Genomic DNA, 23,570 nt, shown 5'->3' on the forward strand with positions numbered 1-23,570 from the left:
CACTTGTCGGCAAAAAGCAAACTTATCCCCGCCACCCTGACCCTGGCAGGGCTCGCGGTGATTACCGGGCTGGTGATTTATTTTGGTGCGGGGGACGTGCTGCGGGCGCTCGCCTCTGTAACAATATGGGGCGTGGTGGGGTATACCGCCGCGCAGATCGCGACCTTGCTGGGGCTGGGGCTCGCATGGCGGATGCTGCTGCGCTCGCGCCAGAAAGGCTCGTTCTGGCTGTGCGTGTGGGGCCGGGCGGTGCGTGATTCCACGGGAGAGTTTCTGCCATTCTCGCAGGTGGGCGGCTATGTCCTGGGGGCACGGGTGATCTCGCTGGGTGGGGTTGCCAGAACCGACGCCGTGGCCTCCACGCTGGGGGATATCACCACCGAATTTCTGGCTCAGCTTGTGTTCGTGGGCGCAGGGCTGGCGATTTTAATGCGGTTGGTGCCGCATTCGGAGCTGTTGCTGCCGGTTTCAATCGGGCTGGCGGTGGCGGTGGCGCTGGGGGTGGGGCTGATTGTGGCCCAGCGCGGCGCGGGCACCAGGCTGTTCAGCGCGCTCGCCATGCGGATTGCGGGCACCACCGGGCAGGGGGCCGCTGATAATTTCCAGAAGCTGCAAAGCGCGCTGGATGGCATGTACACCCAGCATCATCGGCTGGCCTGGGGGGCGTTTATTCATTTGCTGTGCTGGTTTGGCACGGGTACGGCCTCTTATATCGGCTTTACCGCGCTGGGGGTGCATATCTCCTGGCTGGATGCGGTGTGTATCGAGGCAATGCTGCACGCGATCATGGCGCTTGGCTTTTTCATTCCTGGCCGGGTGGGGGTGCAGGAGGCCGCTTATACTCTGCTGGGCGGGCTGTTCGGGATTCCGCCGGATATCTCGCTTTCACTCTCCTTGCTGCGCCGCGCGCGGGATTTCATGATCGCCGTGCCGGTGCTGATTATCTGGCAGGGGCAGGAGGCGCGGCAGCTCAAGCTGAATATGAACGCTGGGTGAAGTTCTGGTTGGGCGCTTGTGCGGCCTGATGGCGGCGCCCATGTCGGTTTTAGAGACTTTTCGGAGACAGAACCATGTCGATTATCGGGTGGATTATTCTCGGCTTGGTTGCCGGGTGGGTCGCCAGTAATATCGTGGATAATGGCGGCAAGGGGCCGTTGTTGGATATTATTCTCGGTATTGTCGGCGCGCTGGTGGGCGGTTGGATTTTCGCGGCGCTAGGCGCGGTGGCGGTCACTGGATTCAATTTATGGTCGCTGTTTGTCGCGGTGGTGGGCGCGGTGGTGGTCCTGGTGGTGTATCACGCCATTGCCGGGCGGAAGGTGCTGTAACCCGCCACGCCGGGTTGGTACGGAAAGGGGGGCTTTCGGGCCCCTTTTTGCTGGCCGGCTTGCCGGGTTTCCGGCGCCGGGATAACCACATTGGCATGAACGGAAAACTCTGGACCATGCGGCTCGTCTTCGGCATGGCGGGCGTCGGTATTCTGGTCTGGGCGATTATCATTCCCTACGCCAAAATCCGATTCCAGCTGTCCGACGGTGAATTGGGGCTGGTGCTACTGGCCGGCGGCGTGGGCGGTGTGGCGGTGATGCCGTTTGCCGGCATGGCTGTGGCGCGGTTTGGCAGCCGCACCTGCACTGTAGCGGCGACGTTGCTGATGTGCCTGTTGCTGCCGATTCTGGGCGTGGCGCCATCTGTTTATTCATTTACGCTGCTGCTGTTTATCTACGGCGCCACTTTCGGGACGCTGGATGTGGCGATGAACGCTCAGGGCGCGGTGGTTGAGGCGTTGTCCGGCAAGCTGCATATGTCCAGGTTTCATGCCTGTTACAGCTTGGGGATGCTGGCCGTGGCACTGGTGGCGAGCCTGACGCTCAAGTTAGGCGGAACGGTGGAGACCATCTGCCTGATCTGTACCGTGGGTGTGCTGCTAGGGCTGACGCAGAGCTTCCGGCTAGTGCCCAAAAGCGGGGACGCCCTACCCGCCGGGAGGCATTTCGCTTGGCCCAACCGGCACGCGCTGATTTTGGGTCTATGCTGTTTTGCCGCCTTCATGACCGAAGGGGCCGCGACGGATTGGAGCACCATTTTTCTGCGGTTTTCACGGCACATGCCGATCGATAGCGCGACTTTTGGCTATGCCGCCTTCGCGGTGATGACAACGCTGGCGCGGCTGACCGGAGACAGGTTGGCAATGCGCCTGGGTCAGCCTGCTGTCATGCGGATGGGGGTGGTGGTGGCGGTAGCCGGATTCGCGCTGGCGGTGGGGGTGGATTCTGGCGTGGCGGGGGTGGTCGGGTTTGGGTTGGTGGGGTTTGGCACCGGCAATATCGCCCCGTTGGTGTTCAGCGCGGCGGCGCGGGTGCCGGGCATGGCGGCGAATCATGCCATGTCCGCCGTGGTGGGCATTGGCTATGCCGGGTTTCTGACCGGGCCGGTGATGAACGGATTTGTCGCCAATCATTCCGGGCTGGGCAGCGCCTTTCTGGTGGATGCGCTGCTGGTGGGGTTGACCTTCTTCGCGGCGCGTAGTGTGGCTTAATCGTAATAAAGGCGTGTCAGCGTGGCCAGCATTTCCTCCCGGCTGAGCCCGCTGGGCACGGCCGGGTGCAGGATGACATTTACGGGGCCCGGCTTTTTGTTGAAGGCAAGGCGCCCCCAGCGCAGCCCCGAATCCGTGGTGGCGGGAAAAAGCGGCGCGTGCAGCCCTTGCGCCAGCGCCACGATGCCATTGCGGATTTCACCTTTCACGCCGGGGGCGACGCGCGTGCCCTCCGGGAAGATGACCACCTGCCGCCCGGCCGCCACCGCCGCGTGGGCGTTTTCCACCATGTGCCGCAGGGCCTTGCGGCCACCGCCACGGTCCACGGCGATCATGCCTGCAGGTTCCAGCAGCGACCCGAACATCGGCAGGCGCTTTAGCTCTTTTTTAAAGACAAAGGCCGGGCGGGGCAGCAGGGAAACCCAGACCAGAATATCCAGTGCCGATTGATGCTGGGCGGCGATGACGCAACCGCCCTGGGGCAGCAATTCCATGCCCTGAGCATCCAGCCGGATGCCGCAAAACACGCGCAATGACCACAGGCTGATCCGCGCCCAGAGCCGCGCGGCGCGCAGAATCCCATCCGGCAGGAAGCGGCCGACGAGCATGCACCACAGGCTGAGCAGGGCGCCAGAGACCCAGAGCACGGCATTAAAGGCGAAAGAGCGCAGGCGTTGCATGGTTGGTTCAGTAATTTCCTGATTGGCTGGTGCTGAACAGGCTGCCGAGCCCGGCCCGCACCACGAGATATTTGCTGTATTCACTGGCCAGCATGAACAAAGTGGGCCAGCTTGGCCCGCCGCGCATGGCGGGCGGGCGCACCGGGTTGGGGATAAGCCGCACGCCGGGCAGAGCATTGCGGATTTCCAGCAAAGCGCGGGGCATGTGGTAGTCGGCGGTGACGACGATGAGTGAGCGCATGTGGTGCGCCTTGGCCCAGGAGGCGATTTCTAGCCCGTTATCATGGGTGGTGGTGGCCATATGGCCAACGGTGATCTCGTCTGCGTAATCGGTGGCGGCGCTGCTGTCGTCGGACGTGAAATCCCCCAGATAGGTTCCCTTGGCGGCGCCGGAGATCAGCAGCAGCGGGGCCTCATGCTCACCCAGCAGGGCGAGGGCGGCGCTGATCCGGTCGTCGCCGCCGGTGAGGGCGACGATGCCGTCGGCCAGCGGCAGCGGGTTGGGCGGGGCGGCATTATAAACCGCGATGAGATACACAAGAAACCCCGCGAACCAGGCGCCGCCAGCCAGCGCAATAAGCTTGCAGAGCAGCCGCCACAGCCTGAAGCGGCGACGGCGGAAGCGCGGGCGCGTCATGGCAGGCGCCGGAGCCAGCCACGGACGGTGATTTGTGCCGTGGCCCAGCCGATGAGCGCTGAACAGCCGGGCAGCAGCGGCACCAGGGCAAGCAAAGCCGGCGGCAGGCTGAACAGATGGTTGAACTGCGACCCGCCCGTGAAGGGCGCGGCCAGCCAGGCTAGCCAGCCCAGCACCGGCAAGGCCAGGACCGTACCGCCAATGGAGCCTGCCAGGGCCAGCCAGGTGGCACGCGCGGCGAAGCGGGCAGCGATGTCTGCGTCGAGCGCGCCCAGCCCATGCACGGTCTCAATGGTTTCGCGCAGTTGGGCAAGGCCCGAGCGCGTGGCCACGGCCACCACCGCAGCCGCCACCAGCGCCACGATCAGCAGCACCGCCAGGGCGCAGGCTTGCAGGCTGGTCGTGAGTGCTGCGACGCGTTGGGCCCAGAGGGCACCGGTTTTCAACAGTGCGCCAGGGCTGACCTGCTGTAATTCCGCGGTGAGCTGGTCTGTGCCGCCGGGGCCGGTCCATTGCCCGGTGATGATGGCGGGCAGGCTGAGGCCGAGGGAGGCGGCGTCGCTGCCCAGCCAGGGGGCGATGAGGCGATTGATCTGGGCCTCGCTGAGCACATGTACATCCGCCACGTTTTTGCTGGCGGCCAGGGCCTGCTGCACGGCGGCGAGGCGGGTGCCGTGATGGGCGGCGTCCTGCGCGGTGGGTTGCGGCACCTGGATGGTGAGGGCAGAGGCGGTATCGCCCTGCCAGCTTGCGGCCAGCGTCGCGCTGGCCAGCGCGCCGCCCAGTGCCAGCGCCGCGAGAAAGCTCATGGCGCCGACCAGAACCGGCAGCAGCCGGTCCGACAGCGCGGCACGCACGCCCAGAAGGTCGCCCCGGCGCTTAGCCATCATGCACCAGCCTACCATTTTCTAGCCCCAGCCGGGGGAAGGGGTAATGCTGCACCAGCTGGGTGTTGTGGGTGGCGACGATGACGGTGGTGCCGAGCTTGTTCAGCGCCGTGATCAGCAACATCAACCGCTCCGCCTGCTCGTCATCCAGATTTCCGGTGGGCTCGTCCGCCACCAGCAGCTTGGGCCGGGCTACGACCGCGCGGGCAATGGCGATGCGCTGCTGCTCGCCGCCGGAAAGCTCGTCCGGCCGTGCGTGCATACGGTGCGCGAGGCCGACCCAGCGCAGAATTTCCGTGACATCCGCCTGGACCTGGGCCTCGCTGCGGCGGGCGAGGCGCATGGGCAGGGCCACGTTGTCATACGCGTCGAGCTGCGGCAGCAGACGGAAATCCTGATACACCACTCCGATGCGCCGGCGCAGCAATGCCGCCTCGCGCCGGGTGGTGCGGGCCGCACGGGTGCCGAGGATCTCAATGCGCCCCCGGGCTGGGTGTTCAGCCAGATAGATGAGTTTGAGCAGGCTGGTTTTGCCGGCGCCGGAGGGGCCGGTGAGCCAGCGGAACCCGCCTTCCTCGATCTCGAAGCTGATGCCGCGCAGCGCCTCAGCCTCGGCGGCGCGTGTGGTGTGGCGGTAGCGCAGCCAGACATCGTCGAATCGGACCATCAGCCGTCTTCCCTCATGGAGGCTTTAGTGCCGTGACAACCAGTATCCCGGCAAGACGGGAGCAACATTTATTTTGCGACAAATTTCTTCGTCCGCTGACCATGTTATTGCGAAGGGCGGATAATAATGCCATGCCTTGCAACGTTATGCGTATCGCCTGCCCCGATTGTCAGACGCTTTATGAGGTTCCCGACCATCTGCTGCGAGCAGGCGCGCGGCGGCTTCGGTGTGGGCAATGTGGCCATGGCTGGACCGTGCAACCGCCCCCCCAGCCGGAGGCGCAAACGCCGGACCCGGCTGATGAGGATGAGACGCGGGAGCGGCAGTTTGGCCATGCCGTCGATGCGGCAGCCGAGGCTGAGATTCGGGTCGCGCTGCAAAGCGAGGGCGAGCCACCCGCGTCTGAGGTGAGGCTGCCCGCCCCGGCGGAAGGTGAGGACCGTTTTGCCGACCTTGTGCGCGCGGCGCGGAACAATACGGTGGAGCTGGAGCCGGATAAGGCGGAGCGTATGCGCAAGCAGGCCGCTAATCCGGGGCTGGTGACAGTTATGCTGGTTTTGCTGGTGCTGGCGGTGATTGTTGTGGAGCGTCATGCGGTGATGCGGCTAATCCCGGCGAGCGCCACCCTGTTTCATGCGCTGCATCTGGCATGAAAAAGGGGCTGTGTCGCCCCTTTAACCTTTGCGCGGCTTGACCACCTGGCGCGCGCGGCCCAGCCCTAGGCTATTCTCCGGCACGTTTTCGGTAATGACGGATCCCGCGGCGATCAGCGCGCCATCCCCCACTGAGACGGGGGCCACCAGGGCGGAGTTGGAGCCGATGAAGGCTCCGGCGCCGATTTTGGTTTTGTGCTTGGCCTTGCCGTCGTAATTGCAGGTGATGGTGCCCGCGCCGATATTGGTGGCAGGGCCGACCTCGGCATCGCCCAGATAAGTGAGGTGGTTGGCCTTGGCTCCCTTGCCGAGCTTTGCGGATTTCAGCTCGACAAAATTGCCGACATGCGCGTCCTCTCCTACATCCGCGCCCGGGCGCAGGCGCGCATAAGGGCCGATGATGGCACCGGAATGGACCACGCAGCCCTCAAGATGGGAAAAGGCCTTGATTTCCACATTGGCGGCGATCTTGGCGCCGGGGCCGAACACCACATGCGGGCCGATGATTGTATCCGTACCGATTTGCGTGTCGGCGGCGAAAAAGACGGTTTCAGGCGCCTGCAAGGTCACGCCGTTGGCCATAAAGCGGGCACGGGCGCGGGCCTGGAAGGCGGCCTCGGCCTGGGCCAGTTCGGCGCGGGAGTTCACGCCGAGGCATTCATCGTAAGGCGCGTCCAGCGCGGCGACATTCACCCCATCCGCGCGGGCGAGAGCCACGATGTCGGTGAGGTAATATTCGTTCTTGGCGTTGTTATTGCCAACGCGGGCGAGCCAGTCCCGCATATCCGCCCCGCGCGCGGCCATGCCGCCCGCATTGCAGAAGGGGATGGCGCGTTCCTGATCCGTCGCGTCGATATATTCGACGACGCGGGAGAGATAGGCGCCGTCCATGACCAGGCGGCCATATTTGGCGGGGTCGGGCGGGGTCATGCCCAGCAGTACCAGCCCGGCATCGCCCGCGTTCAGGCGCTCCTGCAACGCGCGCATGGTTTCCACCGAGACCAGCGGGTTGTCCGCGTAGAACACCGCCACGGGACCTTCGCCGAAAAACGGCTCCGCCTGGAGGGTGGCGTGGGCGGTGCCCAGGCGCTCATGCTGCACGGCCACGTCATGCGGGGCGGCGATCTGTTCCAGCAAGGGCATGTCAGGCCCCACCACCACGGCGATGCGGTCGAACATTTGCTCGGCGGCACGGATGAGGTGGGCAAGCATCGGCTGGCCCGCGATTTTGTGCGCGGCCTTGGGCAGGGCGGATTTCATCCGCGTCCCAAGACCGGCGGCGATGATGATGGCGGTGCTTTGCATGGTTACTTCGCGCTGAAGAACGGCGTTTCTTTGGCCAGCTTGTTTTCCATGGAGAGAAAGCCGTCCAGTTTCGCGGTTTCCGCAAGGAATTTTGCCCAGTTTGGCTCTTGGGCCAAGGCGTTGCGGCGGGTTTCGCGGTCGGCTTGGCTCTCATAGCGCCAGATATGCACGACCTGATGCAAGGCGCCTTCGATGGTGGTATAGAAGCCCAGGCATTCGCCCAGATGCTTCTGCTGCAAGGGCCAAGCGAGGTCCTCGTACAGTTTCAGCCAGGCTTGCATTTTGCCGGGCTGGAACTTGTAGGTACGGATATCCACGATCATAAGGCGGGTTCCTTAGGCTTGCTTGATGTCGATCAGCGTCTTGCGGATCTTGCGGCTGCGCTTGATCTTGTCCTCGATATAATCGGTATCGCCCCAACGTACGGCGCGGGCCATGGCCTGCGCGTCCTCCGAGAAGCGGGAGAACATTTCCAGCAGCGCGTCCTTGTTGTTGACGAACACGTCGCGCCACATCACCGGGTCCGAGGCGGCGATGCGGGTGAAGTCCCTGAAGCCGGTGGCGGCGAATTCCAGCACTTCCTCGCGGGTTTCATCCGCCAGATCGTCTGCCGTGCCGCAGATGGTGAAGGCGATGAGATGCGGCAGATGCGAGACGATGGCCAGCACGCGGTCGTGATGCGCGGCGCCCATGCGGGCGGTGCGTGCTCCCAGCGTTTGCCAGAATTGCTCGATTTTACGGGTGGCGGTCTCGTCAACGCCCTCAATGGGGGTGAGCAGGCACCAGCGGCCTTCAAACAGATCCGCTACCCCGGCGTCGGGGCCGGAGAATTCGGTGCCCGCCATTGGGTGCGCGGGGACGAAGGAGACGCCTTTCGGCACGAAGGGCAGCACGTCCCGGATGACGGATTGCTTGGTGGAGCCGACATCGGAGAGGATGGAGCCCGGGGCAAGATGAGGAGCGATGGCCTCGGCAATGCCAGCGAAGCTGCCGACGGGGGTGCAGAGAATCACACCGTCCGCATTGGTCACGGCGGCCGTGGCGTCGGCCACATAGTCATCGCCCAGGCCAAGCTCGCGCGCGCGCTGCAGGTGGTCGGGGTTGGTGTCCGAGATGACAAGCTGCTCCACCGTGCCGGGGTGCAGTTTGAGGGCGCCAGCGATGGATGCGCCGATATGGCCGATACCGATGAGCACCAGGCGGTTGAAAAGCGGTTCAGCCATGACAGAACTCAGTCAGATGCTCGGCCACGCGGCTGCATTCCTCCGAGGTGCCGATGGTAATGCGCAAGCAATGCGGCAGGCCGTAGGATTTGACCTGACGGACGATGATGCCGCGCTGGCGTAGATAAGCGTCAGCCGCGCTGGCGCGTTCCACGGTGACGAAATCCACTAGGACGAAATTCGCCTCGGAAGGGATCACTTTCAGTCCGCTTTGGGTCAGGCGCTCGGTCAGGCGGCGGCGTTCGGTGCTGTTATGGGCGCGGCTTGTTTCCAGCCAACTGGGTTCCGCCAGTGCGGCGATGCCCGCGGCGGCGGCAAAATTATTGATGGGGAAGGGCGGGCGGACGCGGTTAAGCACATCCACAATCGCCGCCGGGGCGTAGCACCAGCCAAGACGTGCGCCGCCCATGCCGAAGATTTTGGAGAAGGTGCGGGTCATCACCGTATTCTCTCCCGCATCCACCAGCTTGACACCGGCATCGTAATCGGCGCGTTCGACATATTCGGCGTAGGCGGCGTCCAGTACCAGCAGCACATGCGGGGGCAGGCTGTCACGCAGGCGCTCAACCTCGCTTTGCGGCAGGGCGGTGCCTGTGGGGTTGTTGGGGTTGGCGATGAACACCATGCGGGTGGCGGGCGTTACCAGAAACAGGATCGCGTCCACATCCGTGGTGAGGCTGGTTTCAGGCGCCTTAAGGACCGTGCAGCCCGCCAGCTTGCCTGCGATTTCATAAATCGCGAAGCCATGCTCGCTCATGATGAGCTCCGTGCCCGGCCCGCCATAGGACTGGATGAGCAGGGAGAGAAGTTCATCCGACCCGTTGCCGCAAACGATGCGCGCCGGGTCTAGTCCGAATTTGGCGCCGATGGCCTCGCGCAGCTTGGTGCTGCCGCCATCCGGGTAGCGGTGCATGGTGGCGGCCGCTTGCGCCATGACCTTGATGGCACCCGGCGGCGGGCCGAATGCGCCCTCGTTGGAGGACAGCTTGGTCGGGTTTTCAAACCCCGCCAGCTTGGATTCGCCGCCAACATAGGACGCCACGGAGAAAATCTCCGGGCGGGCAACGGGCTTGGTCATGTTAGGCGGTCTCGTTCAGGGGCAGGGCATAGCCGCCGACCACGCGGGCAGGCATGTCCAGCCCGGCAATGGCGCTCAGGCGCGGGTCTTCGGGGGCGATGAGGTTCTTGACCTCAACCAGCGCCAGCAACCCGGCATCGCCGGGCAGGCGTTTCACCCACAAGGCGGTGGGCTCGAACCCGGCATTGGTCACATGCTCCATCATCCGCGCGCGGGAGGGCTCGCCGCTGAACAGCAGCGTCATCAGCCCGAGATCGGCGCCGCTGGCATCCGGCGGCACGGTGGCCACCACATACGCTTCGCCCACGGGCAGGCCTTCGGCCCGGCGGGTCCAGAACGGGATTTTGGCGATGATGTAGAGCGCGGGGCTGGTGGGGGCCAGCATGCGCCACCAGCCGCCCTGGGCGTCTTCTCCCTCCCCGAGAGGGGGCAGGACGGCGAGCTGGGCGCCGCCTTCGCGTGTGAGGTCGGCCAGGGTTTGAGACGGGTTGTGGTGGCGGCGCACCGAGGTGAGGGGGCCGAAATGTTCACGCGCCAGGGCAAGACGGGCCTCTCCGCCCTCGCCATCGCACACGGCCATGGTCTGGCCGCCTTCGATGATCAGGGCCGCGCCGAACATTTCACGCCAGATTCGGACGATAGCCTGGGCGGGCCAGGAGCCTTGATGCCGGTCCAGAAGGCGGCGCAGGATGATGGCTTCGCGGCCGGGGCGGATTTTGGTGCCTTTCTTCCCCCCTTGACTGGCGACGTTTTCGACCACCTTGGCACGCTGCATCAGAAGATCATGGATCTGATCATCGATTGCATCCAGTTCAGCGCGCAATTCGGCCAGGCGCGGGGCGGGAGAAGAAAGATCATTCATTGCCGCGCATAGTTACTCTATCCAAAGCGTTTCCGCCAAGCCGTAACAGGGCGCGCTGCTACCATTCCTTGTTGGGGATTGCGCCAGTGGGGGTCCCAGCGCATATGCGAGGAGAATAATGGACCAGACGCAAGGCTATACTGATTTTCCGCACCAAAGTGTCACCTTTCCAGAGGGTGTGGCGCTTGATTGCGGCCGTATGCTACCCAGCGTGACAGTGGCCTACCGCACCTATGGCACGTTGAACGAAGCGAAATCTAACGCAATTCTCATCTGTCACGCTTTGACAGGCGACCAGTATGTGGCCGAGCAGAACCCCGAAACCGGCCGTCCCGGCTGGTGGCAGCGCGTTGTGGGGCCCGGTGCTCCGGTGGATACGGAGAAATATTTTGTTATTTGCGCCAATGTGTTGGGGGGCTGCATGGGCTCCACAGGTCCACACTCGCCGCATGCGGAAAAGCCCGGTGCGCTGTGGGGGACGGATTTTCCGGCCATTACCATTCATGACATGGTGCGGGTGCAGAAGCGGCTGATCGAGCATCTGGGTATTCAAAAATTGTTCGCAGTGGTGGGCGGTTCAATGGGCGGGATGCAGGCGCTTTCCTGGGCGGTGCAATTCCCGGATATGCTGTTTGCCGCCGTGCCTATTGCCGCGGCTTATTATCATTCCGCGCAGAATATCGCGTTTCATGAAATCGGGCGGCAGGCGATTTACGCCGACCCCGGCTTTAAGGGGGGCAATTACTGGGCAGAGGGGGGGCGACCGGAGCGCGGGCTCGCCGTGGCGCGGATGACGGCGCATATCACCTACGTCTCGGAGGAGGCGCTGAACCGCAAATTCGGACGCAAGCTGCAAAACGCCGAGGGGATTTCAGCCTTTGGCGAGCAGTTCGCGGTGGAGAGCTATCTGCAATATCAGGGCTCCAGCTTCGTGCAGCGGTTTGATGCGAACTCCTACCTTGCCATTACCAGAGCTATGGATCTGTTCGACCTTTCAAGCGAGCAGGCCGGGGAACTGGCTGGGGCGTTTAAAGGGGTGAAGGCGCGGTTTCTGCTGGTGTCCTTTTCGTCGGACTGGCTGTTCCCCACCGCGCAAAGCCGTGCCATTGCGCGGGCGCTGAACCACGTGGCGGCGAATGTGTCCTTTGTGGAAGTGCAGTCCGATAAGGGGCATGATGCGTTCCTGCTAGATGAGCCGGATTTTCATGCCACGCTGCGAGGGTTTTTAAATGGTTGCGCGGAACATGCGGGGCTTTCATGAGCAGTGCGAAGAAAATCCGTGTCGATCTGGCGTTGATCGCAGGGATGGTGCAGCCGCGCGCGCGGGTGCTGGATGTGGGCTGCGCGGATGGGCAGTTGGTTGAGCATCTGATCCGCGCCAAGCAATGCGATGCGCGGGGAATCGAGATTGACATGGATGAGGTGCAACGTGCCATCGCCCATGGCCTGCCGGTGATGCAGGGCGATGCCGATACCGAACTGGTGACCTACCCGGACCATGCGTTTGATTATGTGATCCTCTCCCGCACTTTGCAGGCGGTGGAACAGCCGCGTGAGGTGCTGCGGCAGATGCTGCGGATTTCCACCCATGCCATCGTCTCTTTCCCGAATTTCGGCCATTGGAGCCTGCGGCTACAATTGCTCACGCGCGGGCGGATGCCGATGACGGCCGGCTGGAATCGAATGTGGTACGAGACGCCGAATATCCATCCCTGCACGATCAAGGATTTCTTCGCGTTGTGCGACATGGATGGCTATGTGGTCCAGGATTGGCTTGCGGCGGATGAGGAAGGCCGGCGCACGCCATGGCGGCGTGCGCCAAGCCTGGCCAATCTGTTTGGTGAGCAGGGGCTGTTTCTGCTGCGCAAAGCCTAAGCGGCGGTTGATTTCCATCAAGGTGGGAGCCCGGGCGAGTTCCTAGAGTGGCGGTGCAGTTCACGCCATTGCAGGAAAGAAACGCACATGCCGAAAATGATGAAGGCCGCTGTTGTCCGGGAATTTGGAAAGCCCCTGACGATTGAGGAAGTACCCGTGCCGGAGATGGGCGATAGCCAGATTCTGGTGAAGATCGCTGCCTCTGGGGTATGCCATACCGATTTGCACGCTGCTGAGGGCGACTGGCCGGTGAAGCCGAAACCGCCTTTTATTCCTGGCCACGAGGGCGTGGGGCATGTGGTGGCGGTAGGGCGCAATGTGCGCCATGTGAAGGAGGGTGACCGTGTGGGCGTGCCTTGGCTCTACAGCGCCTGTGGCCATTGCCCGCATTGTTTGGGCGGCTGGGAGACGCTGTGCGAAGAGCAGCAAAATACCGGCTATTCAGTAAATGGCGGCTTTGCCGAATATGTGGTGGCGGACCCGAATTATGTCGGCCATCTGCCGGATAATGTCTCGTTCACCGAGATCGCACCGATTCTGTGCGCGGGTGTGACCGTGTACAAAGGGCTGAAAGTGACCGACACCAAGCCTGATGACTGGGTGGTGGTGTCCGGTATTGGCGGGCTGGGGCATCTGGCCGTACAATACGCCAAGGCGATGGGCCGTAATGTGGTCGCCGTGGATATTGATGATGCCAAGCTGGAACTGGCAAAGTCCCTGGGCGCCGCGCTGGCGGTGAATGCGCGACATGAGGACCCGGCGGCGTTTGTGAAGCGCGAAATTGGTGGAGCGCATGGTGTGCTGGTGACGGCGGTGTCGCCCAAGGCGTTCGAGCAGGCGCAGAAGATGCTGCGGCGCGGGGGCACTTTGTCTCTGAACGGTTTGCCGCCGGGAGATTTTCCATTGCCGATTTTTGACACGGTGCTGAACGGCATTACCGTGCGGGGCTCGATAGTGGGCACGAGACTGGATTTGCAGGAGGCGTTGAACTTCGCCGGTGAGGGCAAGGTGAAAGCCACGGTTGAGACCGAAAAGCTGGAAGATATCAACGCGATTTTCACCCGGATGCATAAGGGCGATATCCAGGGGCGCGTGGTGCTCGACTTCGCGGGTTAGTCCGCGTCCACCAATTTCACGGGGGTGACGCTGACCTGGGCGATGCCCTGGCTGATCATCCCCAGATCTCGCGCGGCGCCTTCTGAAAGGTCGAGCAGCCGGCCGTTATGGGGCATGCAGTCATTCACCTTGACCACCACGGAGCGGCTGGGGTCCTCGAGCATGGCTACGCGTACCTTGGTGCCAAGCGGAATGCTGTGGGAGGCGGCGGTCATGCCGCTGGCGGTGAAGGTTGTGCCCGTGCAGGTATGGTGCAGGCCAGGGCCGGGCTTGTACCAGGAGGCGGTGCCGGTGATCTTGGGCCCGTTGGCAGCCAGAACAGGCGCGGATGGTGGCGGATTTGGCAAAGCGGCGGGCGGCGATGTGAGGCTGGCTTGCGGCGCGGCGGCTGGCTGCGTGGCGCAGGCCGAAAGCAGGCAGGCCGCCAGCAGGGAGATGGCCAAAGCAGGCGCGAAGCGCGAACGGCTCTGCCGAGCCGCCCCGCAGGGCGTTTGGGTGGTCACAACCATGCAAGGGCTGTGGGACAAGAATGAGGCTTTTGCATGGCAAACCGTGTTGGGGCGTTATGTTGGCCCGGAAACTGCCTGGCGGTCTGGCTGTTTATACGGCAGGCATTTTACCTTTTTTGGCAACAGGCTTAATTGAGGAAAAACGTGAGATTTGGAGAAGCCGCTATGCCCGCCTATCGTTCCCGTACCACTACCCATGGCCGCAATATGGCCGGCGCGCGCGGGCTGTGGCGCGCGACTGGCATGAAAGATGCGGATTTTGGCAAGCCGATTATCGCGGTGGCCAATAGCTTCACGCAGTTTGTGCCTGGCCATGTGCATTTGAAGGATCTCGGGCAACTGGTGGCGGGTGAGATTGAGGCCGCAGGCGGTGTGGCCAAGGAGTTTAACACCATCGCCGTGGATGACGGCATCGCCATGGGGCATGATGGGATGCTCTATTCACTGCCGTCGCGTGAATTGATCGCCGATAGCGTGGAATACATGGTCAACGCCCATTGCGCGGATGCGCTGGTGTGTATCTCCAACTGCGACAAGATCACGCCGGGCATGTTGATGGCCTCACTGCGGCTGAACATCCCGACCGTGTTTGTCTCCGGCGGGCCGATGGAAGCGGGCAAGGTTGTGGTGAAGGGGGCCAAGCGCGCGCTGGACTTGGTGGATGCCATGGTTGTGGCCGCCGATGATAGCTACTCCGACGAGGAGGTGCAGACCATCGAGCGTTCGGCGTGCCCGACCTGCGGTTCGTGCTCCGGCATGTTCACCGCCAATTCCATGAACTGCCTGACGGAAGCGCTGGGGCTCTCTCTGCCCGGCAATGGCTCGACTTTGGCGACCCATGCCGACCGTGAAAAATTGTTCCGTGAGGCGGGGCATTTAATCGTGGATCTGGCCCGGCGCTGGTACGAGCAGGACGATGCCACCGCCCTGCCGCGCGGGATCGCCAGCTTCAAGGCGTTCGAGAATGCGATGAGCCTGGATATCGCCATGGGCGGCTCCACCAATACGGTGCTGCATCTGCTGGCCGCCGCGCAGGAAGGCGGGGTGGATTTCACCATGGCGGATATTGACCGGCTCTCTCGCCGCGTCCCGTGCCTGTGCAAGGTGGCCCCTGCGAAGAGCGATGTGCATATGGAGGACGTTCACCGCGCGGGCGGCATCATGTCCATCCTGGGCGAGTTGGAGCGTGCGGGGCTGCTGGATACCTCTCTGCCGACCGTGCACTCCAAGACCATGGGCGAGGCGTTGAACCGGTGGGACATCACCCGGACGAATAGTGAGGACGTGAAGAATTTCTATCTCGCCGCACCTGGTGGCGTGCCGACCCAGGTAGCGTTCAGCCAGAATGCGCGCTGGGATGACCTGGATACCGACCGGGAAAACGGCGTGATCCGGTCCGCAGCGCATCCATTCTCGAAGGATGGCGGGCTGGCGGTGCTGTTCGGCAATCTGGCGCCGGAAGGCTGTATCGTGAAAACCGCAGGCGTGGACGAGAGCATTCTGACCTTCAGGGGCACCGCGCGGGTGTTTGAGAGCCAGGATACGGCGGTCTCGGGGATTTTGAGCGGCGTCGTGAAGGCGGGTGAGATTGTGGTGATCCGCTATGAAGGGCCGAAGGGCGGGCCCGGTATGCAGGAGATGCTGTACCCGACCAGTTATCTGAAATCCAAGGGCCTGGGCAAAGCCTGCGCTTTGATTACCGATGGGCGTTTCTCCGGCGGCACGTCCGGGCTTTCTATCGGCCATGTCTCGCCGGAAGCGGCGGAAGGCGGGTTGATCGGACTAGTGGAGACGGGCGATGAGATCCTGATCGACATTCCAAATCGAGGTGTGACGCTCAATGTTGCGGATGAGGTTCTGGCTGAACGTCGCGCCGCGCAGGACGCAAAGGGGTGGAAGCCCGCCGAGCCGCGCAAGCGCAACGTCTCCCCGGCGCTGCGGGCCTATGCGGCCATGACCACCAACGCCGCTAAGGGCGCGGTACGGGATGTGACCCAAGTCGAACGCTGACTTTTTGGAGCCGGAAAAAGTTAATCTATTTCCGGTTTCAAAAACGACACAAATGCTTTCCTTTCACGTGCAAAGCTGCATTAATGGTGTTGCTTGAACGAAGTGAACCTGAAGTTGCAGCTTAAGGTGGAAAGCATTTGCGATGGCAGGGGTAGAAAAACGGTGCACATAACGGCGCCTAATGGGCAGCAAACATGCCTGGGGCCTGTTGAATGCTGGCCCCATACACTGCGCCTGATGTGGCATGTCTGTCTTAGCTCGCCTTTGCCGTCCTGCCTTTATTGGGGCGAGGCGCGGTTGATGCTGTTCAACGGCGCATGGGGCGAGCTGCATGGGATGCAGCCCGAGGGGGCTCTGGGCCACCCCGCCGATGAGGCTTGGCCGGAGGGCTGGGCGGAGCGGGCGCCAAGGCTGCGCCGTTTACACGAGCAGCAACGCGCTGGGTTTGAGCGGTTGCATATCAAGCTAGGGGCAAGCGGCCGCCAGGAAGAGATGCTCTGGCACCACGATATTATTCCCGTGTTGGATGAGCGTGGGCGTGTTGCGGGATTTTTTGAGCAGGCGCATGAGCTAAGCAGCCAAGCCTTGCAGGAGCATCGCCGCGCGCTGGAGAGCCTTAACTATATCGCCACCGCGACCATCGCCGAGAAAGACCCGGAAAAGATCCTCCAGATGGTGACGGATGCCGGGGTGGAGCTCTCCCGCGCGGCGTTTGGCGCTTTTTTCTATCATGTGGTGAACGAGGCCGGGGAGCGTATGATGCTCTACACGCTCTCCGGTGCACCGCGTGCGGCCTTCGCGCATTTTCCGATGCCGCGCCGGACGATCCTGCTTTCGGAAACGTTTGAGAGCGCGGCGATTATCAGGCTGGATGATATTACCGCCGACCCGCGCTATGGGCTGAATTTGCCGCTGAGCGGGATGCCGAAAGGGCATTTGCCGGTGTCCAGCTATATGGCCGTGCCCGTGGCCTCACGCGAGGGGCGGCCGATTGGCACGTTGCTGTTGGGGCACCCGGCGCGCGCGCGTTTTACCGCCCGGCATGAGGAACTGATGAGAGGCTTGGCAGCGCAGGCGGCGATTGCCATTGAGAATGCACGGCTGATCCAGCGTGTGCGTGAAGCCAATGAAACGCTTGAGCAACGCGTGGCCGCCAGCACCAAGGAACTGACCGAGGCGCATGAGGCGTTGCGCCAGGCGCAGAAAATGGAGGCGGTGGGCCAACTGACCGGCGGGATTGCGCATGATTTTAATAATCTGCTGCAGGGAATCAGCGGCAGCCTGGAATTACTCGGGCGGCGCCTGGAGCAGGGGCAGACGCAAGGGCTGGAGCGGTTTTTGCGCGGGGCGCAGGATTCTGCCCAACGCGCGGCGTCGCTCACGCAAAGGCTGCTGGCGTTCTCCCGCCGCCAGACGCTCGACCCGCGACCTGTGGATGCCGGGCGGCTGGTGAAGGGGGTGAGCGATCTGATCCAGCGCGCCGTTGGGCCAGCTATCACGCTGGATGTGATGGTGCCCGAAGAGTGCTGCGCCGTGCTGGTGGATGCTGTGCAGCTTGAGAATGCGCTGTTGAACCTCTCTATCAATGCGCGTGATGCGATGCCCAATGGCGGGCGCCTCAGTTTTGAGATTACCCATCAGCGGCTGGATGCAGAGAAGGCGCGCGAGTTTGATCTGCCGCTGGGCAAGTATCTGTCGATTTGCGTGACCGATACCGGGTTTGGGATTCCAAAGGATATTCTGGGACGAATTTTCGATCCGTTTTTCACCACCAAACCGGTGGGGCAGGGCACCGGGTTGGGGCTTTCCATGGTGCATGGGTTTGTCCGGCAATCTGGCGGACATGTGGATGTGCAGTCCATGCCTGGGCTGGGGACGCGGGTGTTTGTTTATCTGCCGTGCCATACGGGTGAGGCCGCGCCGGAGATGGAGCCGGTGGCGGGGCGTTTGCCGCGTGCCCGTCGGGGCGAGCGGGTGCTGGTGGTGGATGATGAGGTAATGGTCCGCGCGCCGATTGTGGAAATGTTGCGCGAGGCCGGTTTTGAGGTGCTGGAAGCCGAACACGCCTCCGCCGCGCAGAGCGTGCTGCGGGAGCAAAAAGGGGTGAGGCTGCTGGTGGCGGATCTTGGCCTGCCCGGCGGGGTAGATGGGCAGGAACTGGCGGTGCTGGCGCGCGCTGCGGACCCGACGCTGAAAGTGCTGTTTATCACCGGCTATGCGGAACAAGCTTTATCCGGCCAGGAGCTTGAGCCTGGGATGGCCGTCATCGCCAAGCCGTTCGCGATGACGGATCTGGCGCAGACCATTTGCGAGATGCTGCGCGGGTAGGGGTTATTCGCTGTCGGCTAGGCGGTTCTGGGCCTGGGAGACAAAGCTGCCCGGCGGCACGGAGCGGGTGAGCCAGACATTGCCGCCAATCACCGAATCCCGCCCGACGGTGACGCGGCCTAGAATGGTGGCGCCCGCATAGATCACTACATTATCCTCGATGATCGGGTGGCGCGGCTCGCCTTTGACCAGTGCGCCGGTCTCGTCCTCGGTAAAGCTTTTCGCGCCGAGCGTGACGTGCTGGTAGAGCCGCACATTCTCGCCGATGACGGTGGTTTGGCCGATCACCACGCCGATTCCGTGGTCGATGAAGAAATGCGGGCCGATTTTAGCTTCCGGGTGAATGTCGATGGCGGTTTCAGTCTGGGAGATGCTGGCCAGTAAACGCGGCACCAGGGGCGCGCCCAGCTTGTAGAGCGCATGGGCAAGGCGGTGATGGATAACGGCGCGTATGCCTGGATAGCAGAGCAGTACTTCCGCCAGGGAGGTCGCGGCCGGGTCACCGGAATAAGCGGCTTTGACGTCGCCCACCAGGGCGGTGCGGATAGCGGGGAGTTGGGCCGCGAAGTCGCGCACGATGTCGCAGGCGGCGCATTCAGCCTCCTCGAACCGGGCTTTGTTTTCCGGCGCCAGAAACAGCAGGCCGCGGCGTACTTGCTCGGTCAGGGCGGCCAGGGTGCGGGTGAGGGTGAGGCCGACAAAATAATCGATGGTTTCGTCAGTCAGGTCCGGGCAGCCGTAATGGCTGGGGAATAAGGCCGCGAATAGCCCGTCGCGGATGCGGATGAGTGCGTCACGGGACGGGAGTTCACGCACATGGCCCTGATAGCGGATTTTGTGCGTGACCTCGCGCGAATGGCGCAGGCCAGCAACAATGGCGTCCAGATTGGACGCGCTGGTTTGCGTGGCAGCGGGGACCTTGGCTGTCTGGTCGTCAATGCCCATGGGATGAACCCGGTATAGTTGGCAGTTTCATGATAGAGGCTAGTGCAGCCGCTGGTGGCTGTAAACGGGCTGAAAAGATGGGCAGGTTTGGCCTGGGTGTGGGAATTGCCTCTGGCCTATTGGACTCGTGGAAAAATTTGGTGCGGGCGCGAATGTGTAGAGCAAAACCGTCTATTATTTTTCTTTTTTGGCGGTTTGGTGTAGAAAAAAATCTCTCTGCTGGGTCCGTGCTGCTGGTGGAGAGGAGATTTTTGCCCGGCGCGGAAGTTTGGTGAGTGAGAGAGCAGACCCGAAAATGGCATTGCATGTGATTACAGGAAACCGGCTGGCGGATGGTATTTCCGTCTGGTTCGCCGGGGAGGCCGGGTGGGCTGAACATGTGGATCAGGCCCGCGCCTATGACGAGGTCGGGCTGGAGGCTGCTTTGGACCAGGCCAAGCCCGCGGACGCGGAGCTGCATGTGGTTGATATTCGCGCTGTGGATGTGACGCAGGAGGATGGCAAGCTGTTCCCTGTCGCGCATCGTGAGCAGATCCGCGCGCGGGGGCCGTCTGTCCGTGCGGATTTACCGGCCGGTGTGTGGCATGATGGTGCCAAGGCGCTGCCGCCGCTGCCCTCTGAGAGCTCAACCTCGCCTTTCGCAGGGATTTACCGTTACGATGATTATGATCGGGACTTTTTGCGCCAGCGCGCCAAGGAGTTCGGCGCCCAGGTGGCGCGGCGCCAGGCAGGGGAATTATCCGAGGAAGAATTCAAGCCGCTGCGGCTGATGAATGGTGTGTATCTGCAGCTTCATGCCTACATGCTGCGTATTGCAATTCCCTATGGAGTGCTGAGCGCCACCCAGCTTCGCCAGTTGGCTTATGTGGCCCGGCATTATGACCGTGGGTATGGACATTTCACCACCCGCCAGAACATCCAGTTTAACTGGCTGCGGCTCGAGGATGTGCCTGACGCGCTGGCAGCTTTGGCCGAGGCGGATATTCATGGCATCCAGACCAGCGGAAACTGCATCCGCAACACCACCACAGATGAATTTGCCGGGGCCGCCGCCGATGAAATTATCGACCCGCGTCTTTATGCAGAGATCATTCGCCAATGGTCCACGGACCACCCGGAGTTTACCTATCTGCCGCGCAAGTTCAAGATTGCCATTGTCGGCGCCGAGCATGACCGTGCGGCGGTACGGGTTCATGACATTGGGCTTGAAGCCTACAAGAATGACAAGGGTGAGCCAGTGTTCCGCGTGTTTGCGGGCGGCGGGCTGGGGCGCTCGCCGTATGTGGCGGTGAAGCTGCGTGAGGAGGTGAAGCTGGCGGAATTGCTGCGTTATTGTGAGGCGATTCTGCGTGTTTATAACGCGCTTGGCCGCCGCGATAATATTTACAAGGCGCGTATCAAGATTCTGATCCGCGAGATGAAGCCTGAAGCTTTCATCAAGATGGTTGAAGATGAGTACGCCGCGCTGCCCGCTGATTATTGCGTGCTGACGGATGAGATTGTGCAGGCCGTGGCCGCGCGCTTCCCGGCACCGGAATTCCCGCGTCAGGACACGGGTATTTTGAAAGCGGAGGTGCTGGATGACCGCGCGCTGGCCCGCTGGGTGAAGCAGAACACGCATCCGCACAAGGCGCTGGGCTATGTGTCGGCGGTGATTTCGCTGAAGCCTGTTGGCGGGATTCCCGGCGACGCCAGTGCCGAGGAAATGGAGATTATCGCGGATCTGGCCGACAAATATTCCAACGGCGAGATCCGTGTGTCGCATGTGCAAAATCTGGTTCTGCCGCATGTGGCCAAGGATGATGTGCCCGCTCTGTTCAGGGCGCTGGTGAAGGCCGGGCTCGCTTCCGATAATTTGGGACTGGTGACGGATATTATCGCGTGCCCGGGCATGGATTATTGCGCGTTGGCCACAGCGCGTTCCATTCCGGTGGCGCAGCGCATCGCCGAGCGGCTGGCGCCGCGTCAGCATGAGATCGGCACGTTGTATGTGAATATTTCCGGCTGCATCAATGCGTGCGGGCATCACCATGTTGGCCATATCGGGCTGCTGGGCGTCGATAAGAACGGCGAGGAAGTGTATCAGATCACGCTGGGTGGGGCTGCGGATGAGAAGGCGGCAATCGGCAAGATTATAGGCCCGGCCGTGCCGACCGCGAAGGTGCCGGACGCGATTGACGCGCTGGTGAATGCATATCTGAATGTCCGTGAAACGGGCGAACGCTTTATCGACACTTACCGGCGCCTAGGCGCCGCACCCTTCAAGGAAGCGATCTATGCCACTCATTGATGCCAAGGGCGAAGCGATTGTCGATGCTGCCGCGCCGGATGAGCTACTATCGCCCGACGCCGACCTGACAGCCCTGCTGCCGCGTTTGGGGGAATTGGCTGTGATTGCGGTGGAGTTTCCGAAATTTCGTGATGGGCGCGGCTTTACCCTGGCGCGCGGCCTACGCCAGCGCGGCTATCAAGGGGATTTGCGCGCCGTGGGGCATTTTCTGCCGGACCAGTTTGGCGCGCTGATTGCCTGCGGATTTACAAGCTTCGACACCCCGCCCGAACACAGTCCGGCACAATTTGCTGCCGCCTTGGCCAAGCACCGCCAGCCGGGGCAGTTGCTGCGGCGGTCTCTGGGGCGGGCGTTGGAAACGGCGTAAGCGCAACAGGCTTTCGGATTTGTTGAGAAAAGGCGGAGAGTTGGTCTTCGCCCTTTCTTTTTGGATAAAATGTCGTCGATATTATTTATAAATCAGTCAATAAATGGATAAATATAAAAAATAGATCCAAAATTAAGTCACTTTTCTGTTATTTTGTTGCTTTTTGTTTTTGAATCGTCCAGGCATGCCCTAAGCCACTCTCGATCTATTTGGTTTTTCACTGGAGGGTGCATGGTCGACTGGACTTGGACGGGCGCTGGGTCGAATACCGATTGGGAGACCCCAGGGAATTGGGTAAACAACGCGACTTATGACGTCGGCAACTATCCTGGGATGAAATACGCGACCGCTGTAACGATCAATAGTGGCGCGATTATTTCTTTTTCGAGTGAATCGATTGCAAATATCGCAACGATTCTTCTAGACGGCGATGTTTCAATATCTGGAACAGGCAAGCTTGCTCCCCAACATTTTGTTGTTGATACCGGCAGCGCAATCACACTTGGTGCCGATGTAAATTTTGTCGCGAGTAATGGTCTGTCGCTGAGCGGTACTGGTCTAGCGATTATTTCAGGCGGGACGTTAAGTGAGTCAGGACAGCCGCTGTCTTTGTCTGCTTCACAAACGTTGGAATTAAGCGGTGACGCGCAGGCGACGTTTGCAAATGGTGCAGGTACTGGCACGATTGTGTTGAGCGGAGCAGATTTAGCGTTCAATTCCGGTGGATCCACAGCAACAATTGATTTTGCTGATGTCGCGTCCGGCGGAACGGCTAATATCCTGAGCGTTCCAACTTACGCCTCCGATTTGACGATCACAAATCTTGGCTATGGCGACCAGATATATGCCGTGGGCGATATACTAGAGCTTCAGGCCAATGGCGGTGACACATATAGCCTGATTGATACGCATGGTGGTTCCTATACGTCCACCGTTGCGAGCAGCGTGGTCCTGGCCTCGGGTGCGAATGTCAATGATTTTGCCATGCAGGGCGGGTATTTTGTTTATACAGGCTCTGCCCCTTGCTTCTATGCGGGCACCATGATTGCCACGCCGTCTGGTGAAGTGGCGGTTGAAGAGATTAAAGCTGGGGATATGGTATTAACGCAGGCGGGCATGGCCTTGGCAGTGCGCTGGGTTGGGCAATCGACGGTTTCCACACGCTTTGCCGACTCGCTGCGGGCTTTGCCGGTTCGTATCAAGGCGGGGGCGTTGGCGGACGGTGTGCCGGTCCGCGACTTGTTGGTTTCCCCTGACCATGCTTTGTGGATCGACGGGCTTCTGGTTCAGGCGGGGGCGTTGGTGAATAACGTCAATATCATCCGTGAAGCGGATGTGCCGGAGATATTCTCTTATTATCATCTGGAGCTTGCCAGCCATGAAGTGCTGCTGGCCGATGGCGCGCCAGCCGAGAGCTTTGTTGATAATGTGGACCGGATGAGCTTCTCCAATTGGACCGGGCGTGAAGAGCCGCCGGCCTGGATTCCTGAAATGGCCTGCCCGCGTGCCAAATCCGCCCGGCAGATACCGCCTGCCTTGCGCGCGCGTTTGGACAAGCGAGCCGGGCTATTGATTGAACAAGCCGCCGCCTGAGCAGCT

23 protein-coding genes are annotated in these 23,570 nt (G+C 61.9%); 12 read left to right on the forward strand and 11 right to left on the reverse strand.

What is annotated here, in order from left to right; genetic code table 11:
- Positions 1–3 precede the first annotated feature (3 nt).
- The 3 genes from BUB54_RS07215 (at position 4) to BUB54_RS07225 (ending at position 2,539) form a co-directional block, all read left to right on the forward strand.
- Positions 4–996 (forward strand): lysylphosphatidylglycerol synthase domain-containing protein, encoded by a 993-nt coding sequence (locus BUB54_RS07215; RefSeq protein WP_241869357.1) that lies wholly within the window; start codon positions 4–6, stop codon positions 994–996.
- Positions 997–1,070: 74 nt separating this feature from the next.
- The gene (locus BUB54_RS07220; RefSeq protein ID WP_048878557.1) at positions 1,071–1,328 is read left to right on the forward strand and encodes a GlsB/YeaQ/YmgE family stress response membrane protein; all 258 of its coding nucleotides are present in this window, start codon (positions 1,071–1,073) and stop codon (positions 1,326–1,328) included.
- Between the two features lie 95 nt (positions 1,329–1,423).
- Positions 1,424–2,539, forward strand: coding sequence for an MFS transporter (locus BUB54_RS07225; protein WP_073211424.1), 1,116 nt, complete (start codon positions 1,424–1,426; stop codon positions 2,537–2,539).
- On the opposite strand, the gene BUB54_RS07230 is transcribed toward BUB54_RS07225, so the two are convergent.
- The 4 genes from BUB54_RS07230 to ftsE are packed head-to-tail and all read right to left on the reverse strand — an operon-like array spanning position 2,536 to position 5,410.
- Positions 2,536–3,219, reverse strand: coding sequence for a lysophospholipid acyltransferase family protein (locus BUB54_RS07230; protein ID WP_048878559.1), 684 nt, complete (start codon positions 3,217–3,219; stop codon positions 2,536–2,538). The genes BUB54_RS07225 and BUB54_RS07230 overlap by 4 nt on opposite strands.
- A gap of 7 nt (positions 3,220–3,226) precedes the next feature.
- Positions 3,227–3,856 carry a YdcF family protein gene (locus BUB54_RS07235; RefSeq protein ID WP_048878560.1) on the reverse strand — a complete coding sequence of 210 codons (630 nt, stop codon included), beginning with the start codon at positions 3,854–3,856 and terminating at the stop codon, positions 3,227–3,229.
- The gene (locus BUB54_RS07240) at positions 3,853–4,746 is read right to left on the reverse strand and encodes a cell division protein FtsX (protein WP_241869358.1); all 894 of its coding nucleotides are present in this window, start codon (positions 4,744–4,746) and stop codon (positions 3,853–3,855) included. Before BUB54_RS07240 ends, BUB54_RS07235 begins: the two co-directional genes overlap by 4 nt.
- Positions 4,736–5,410, reverse strand: coding sequence for a cell division ATP-binding protein FtsE (gene ftsE, locus BUB54_RS07245; protein ID WP_048878562.1), 675 nt, complete (start codon positions 5,408–5,410; stop codon positions 4,736–4,738). Before ftsE ends, BUB54_RS07240 begins: the two co-directional genes overlap by 11 nt.
- Positions 5,411–5,541: 131 nt before the next feature.
- On the opposite strand from ftsE, the gene BUB54_RS07250 reads away from it, so the two are divergent.
- The gene (locus BUB54_RS07250; RefSeq protein WP_158320095.1) at positions 5,542–6,063 is read left to right on the forward strand and encodes a zinc-ribbon domain-containing protein; all 522 of its coding nucleotides are present in this window, start codon (positions 5,542–5,544) and stop codon (positions 6,061–6,063) included.
- Positions 6,064–6,084: 21 nt separating this feature from the next.
- Here BUB54_RS07250 and glmU read toward each other — a convergent pair whose 3' ends face one another.
- The 5 genes from glmU to BUB54_RS07275 are packed head-to-tail and all read right to left on the reverse strand — an operon-like array spanning position 6,085 to position 10,531.
- A complete protein-coding gene (gene glmU, locus BUB54_RS07255) occupies positions 6,085–7,368 on the reverse strand; it encodes a bifunctional UDP-N-acetylglucosamine diphosphorylase/glucosamine-1-phosphate N-acetyltransferase GlmU (protein WP_048878564.1) in 1,284 nt (427 codons plus the stop codon).
- 2 nt (positions 7,369–7,370) lie between these two features.
- On the reverse strand, positions 7,371–7,691 hold the full coding sequence (locus tag BUB54_RS07260) for an NIPSNAP family protein (protein WP_048878565.1): 321 nt from the start codon (positions 7,689–7,691) through the stop codon (positions 7,371–7,373).
- A gap of 12 nt (positions 7,692–7,703) precedes the next feature.
- Positions 7,704–8,591, reverse strand: coding sequence for a prephenate/arogenate dehydrogenase family protein (locus BUB54_RS07265; protein ID WP_048878566.1), 888 nt, complete (start codon positions 8,589–8,591; stop codon positions 7,704–7,706).
- A complete protein-coding gene (gene hisC / locus BUB54_RS07270; RefSeq protein ID WP_048878567.1) occupies positions 8,584–9,669 on the reverse strand; it encodes a histidinol-phosphate transaminase in 1,086 nt (361 codons plus the stop codon). The genes BUB54_RS07265 and hisC overlap by 8 nt, the downstream gene beginning before the upstream one ends.
- Before the next feature lies 1 nt (position 9,670).
- A complete protein-coding gene (locus BUB54_RS07275; RefSeq protein ID WP_048878568.1) occupies positions 9,671–10,531 on the reverse strand; it encodes a chorismate mutase in 861 nt (286 codons plus the stop codon).
- Between the two features lie 118 nt (positions 10,532–10,649).
- On the opposite strand from BUB54_RS07275, the gene metX reads away from it, so the two are divergent.
- The 3 genes from metX (at position 10,650) to adhP (ending at position 13,522) form a co-directional block, all read left to right on the forward strand.
- Positions 10,650–11,792: a homoserine O-acetyltransferase MetX gene (metX, locus tag BUB54_RS07280; protein WP_048878569.1), complete on the forward strand. Its 1,143-nt coding sequence runs from the start codon at positions 10,650–10,652 to the stop codon at positions 11,790–11,792.
- On the forward strand, positions 11,789–12,406 hold the full coding sequence (metW, locus tag BUB54_RS07285; RefSeq protein WP_241869359.1) for a methionine biosynthesis protein MetW: 618 nt from the start codon (positions 11,789–11,791) through the stop codon (positions 12,404–12,406). Before metX ends, metW begins: the two co-directional genes overlap by 4 nt.
- 87 nt (positions 12,407–12,493) lie before the next feature.
- Entirely contained in the window at positions 12,494–13,522 is a 1,029-nt protein-coding gene (gene adhP / locus BUB54_RS07290; protein WP_048878570.1) for an alcohol dehydrogenase AdhP, read from the forward strand.
- On the opposite strand, the gene BUB54_RS07295 is transcribed toward adhP, so the two are convergent.
- Positions 13,519–14,031 carry a septal ring lytic transglycosylase RlpA family protein gene (locus BUB54_RS07295; RefSeq protein ID WP_073211397.1) on the reverse strand — a complete coding sequence of 171 codons (513 nt, stop codon included), beginning with the start codon at positions 14,029–14,031 and terminating at the stop codon, positions 13,519–13,521. The genes adhP and BUB54_RS07295 overlap by 4 nt on opposite strands.
- A gap of 165 nt (positions 14,032–14,196) precedes the next feature.
- Here BUB54_RS07295 and ilvD point away from each other — a divergent pair, with 165 nt between their 5' ends.
- Complete coding sequence (gene ilvD / locus BUB54_RS07300) at positions 14,197–16,041, forward strand: dihydroxy-acid dehydratase (RefSeq protein ID WP_048878571.1); 1,845 nt, start codon at positions 14,197–14,199, stop codon at positions 16,039–16,041.
- A gap of 237 nt (positions 16,042–16,278) precedes the next feature.
- On the forward strand, positions 16,279–18,369 hold the full coding sequence (locus tag BUB54_RS07305; protein WP_082075636.1) for a hybrid sensor histidine kinase/response regulator: 2,091 nt from the start codon (positions 16,279–16,281) through the stop codon (positions 18,367–18,369).
- Between the two features lie 3 nt (positions 18,370–18,372).
- On the opposite strand, the gene epsC is transcribed toward BUB54_RS07305, so the two are convergent.
- The gene (epsC, locus tag BUB54_RS07310) at positions 18,373–19,314 is read right to left on the reverse strand and encodes a serine O-acetyltransferase EpsC (protein ID WP_048878572.1); all 942 of its coding nucleotides are present in this window, start codon (positions 19,312–19,314) and stop codon (positions 18,373–18,375) included.
- A gap of 295 nt (positions 19,315–19,609) precedes the next feature.
- Between epsC and BUB54_RS07315 the strand changes: the two genes are divergently transcribed.
- From BUB54_RS07315 to BUB54_RS07325, 3 genes are all read left to right on the forward strand, one after another.
- Positions 19,610–21,604: a DUF2849 domain-containing protein gene (locus BUB54_RS07315; protein ID WP_048878573.1), complete on the forward strand. Its 1,995-nt coding sequence runs from the start codon at positions 19,610–19,612 to the stop codon at positions 21,602–21,604.
- Positions 21,591–21,971, forward strand: a complete 381-nt coding sequence (locus BUB54_RS07320) for a DUF934 domain-containing protein (protein ID WP_052948346.1) — start codon at positions 21,591–21,593, stop codon at positions 21,969–21,971. The genes BUB54_RS07315 and BUB54_RS07320 overlap by 14 nt, the downstream gene beginning before the upstream one ends.
- A gap of 153 nt (positions 21,972–22,124) precedes the next feature.
- Positions 22,125–23,564, forward strand: a complete 1,440-nt coding sequence (locus BUB54_RS07325; protein WP_175556477.1) for a Hint domain-containing protein — start codon at positions 22,125–22,127, stop codon at positions 23,562–23,564.
- The last annotated feature ends 6 nt before the right edge of the window (positions 23,565–23,570 follow it).

Source organism: Acidocella aminolytica 101 = DSM 11237 (assembly GCF_900129125.1).
Taxonomy (GTDB): domain Bacteria; phylum Pseudomonadota; class Alphaproteobacteria; order Acetobacterales; family Acetobacteraceae; genus Acidocella; species Acidocella aminolytica.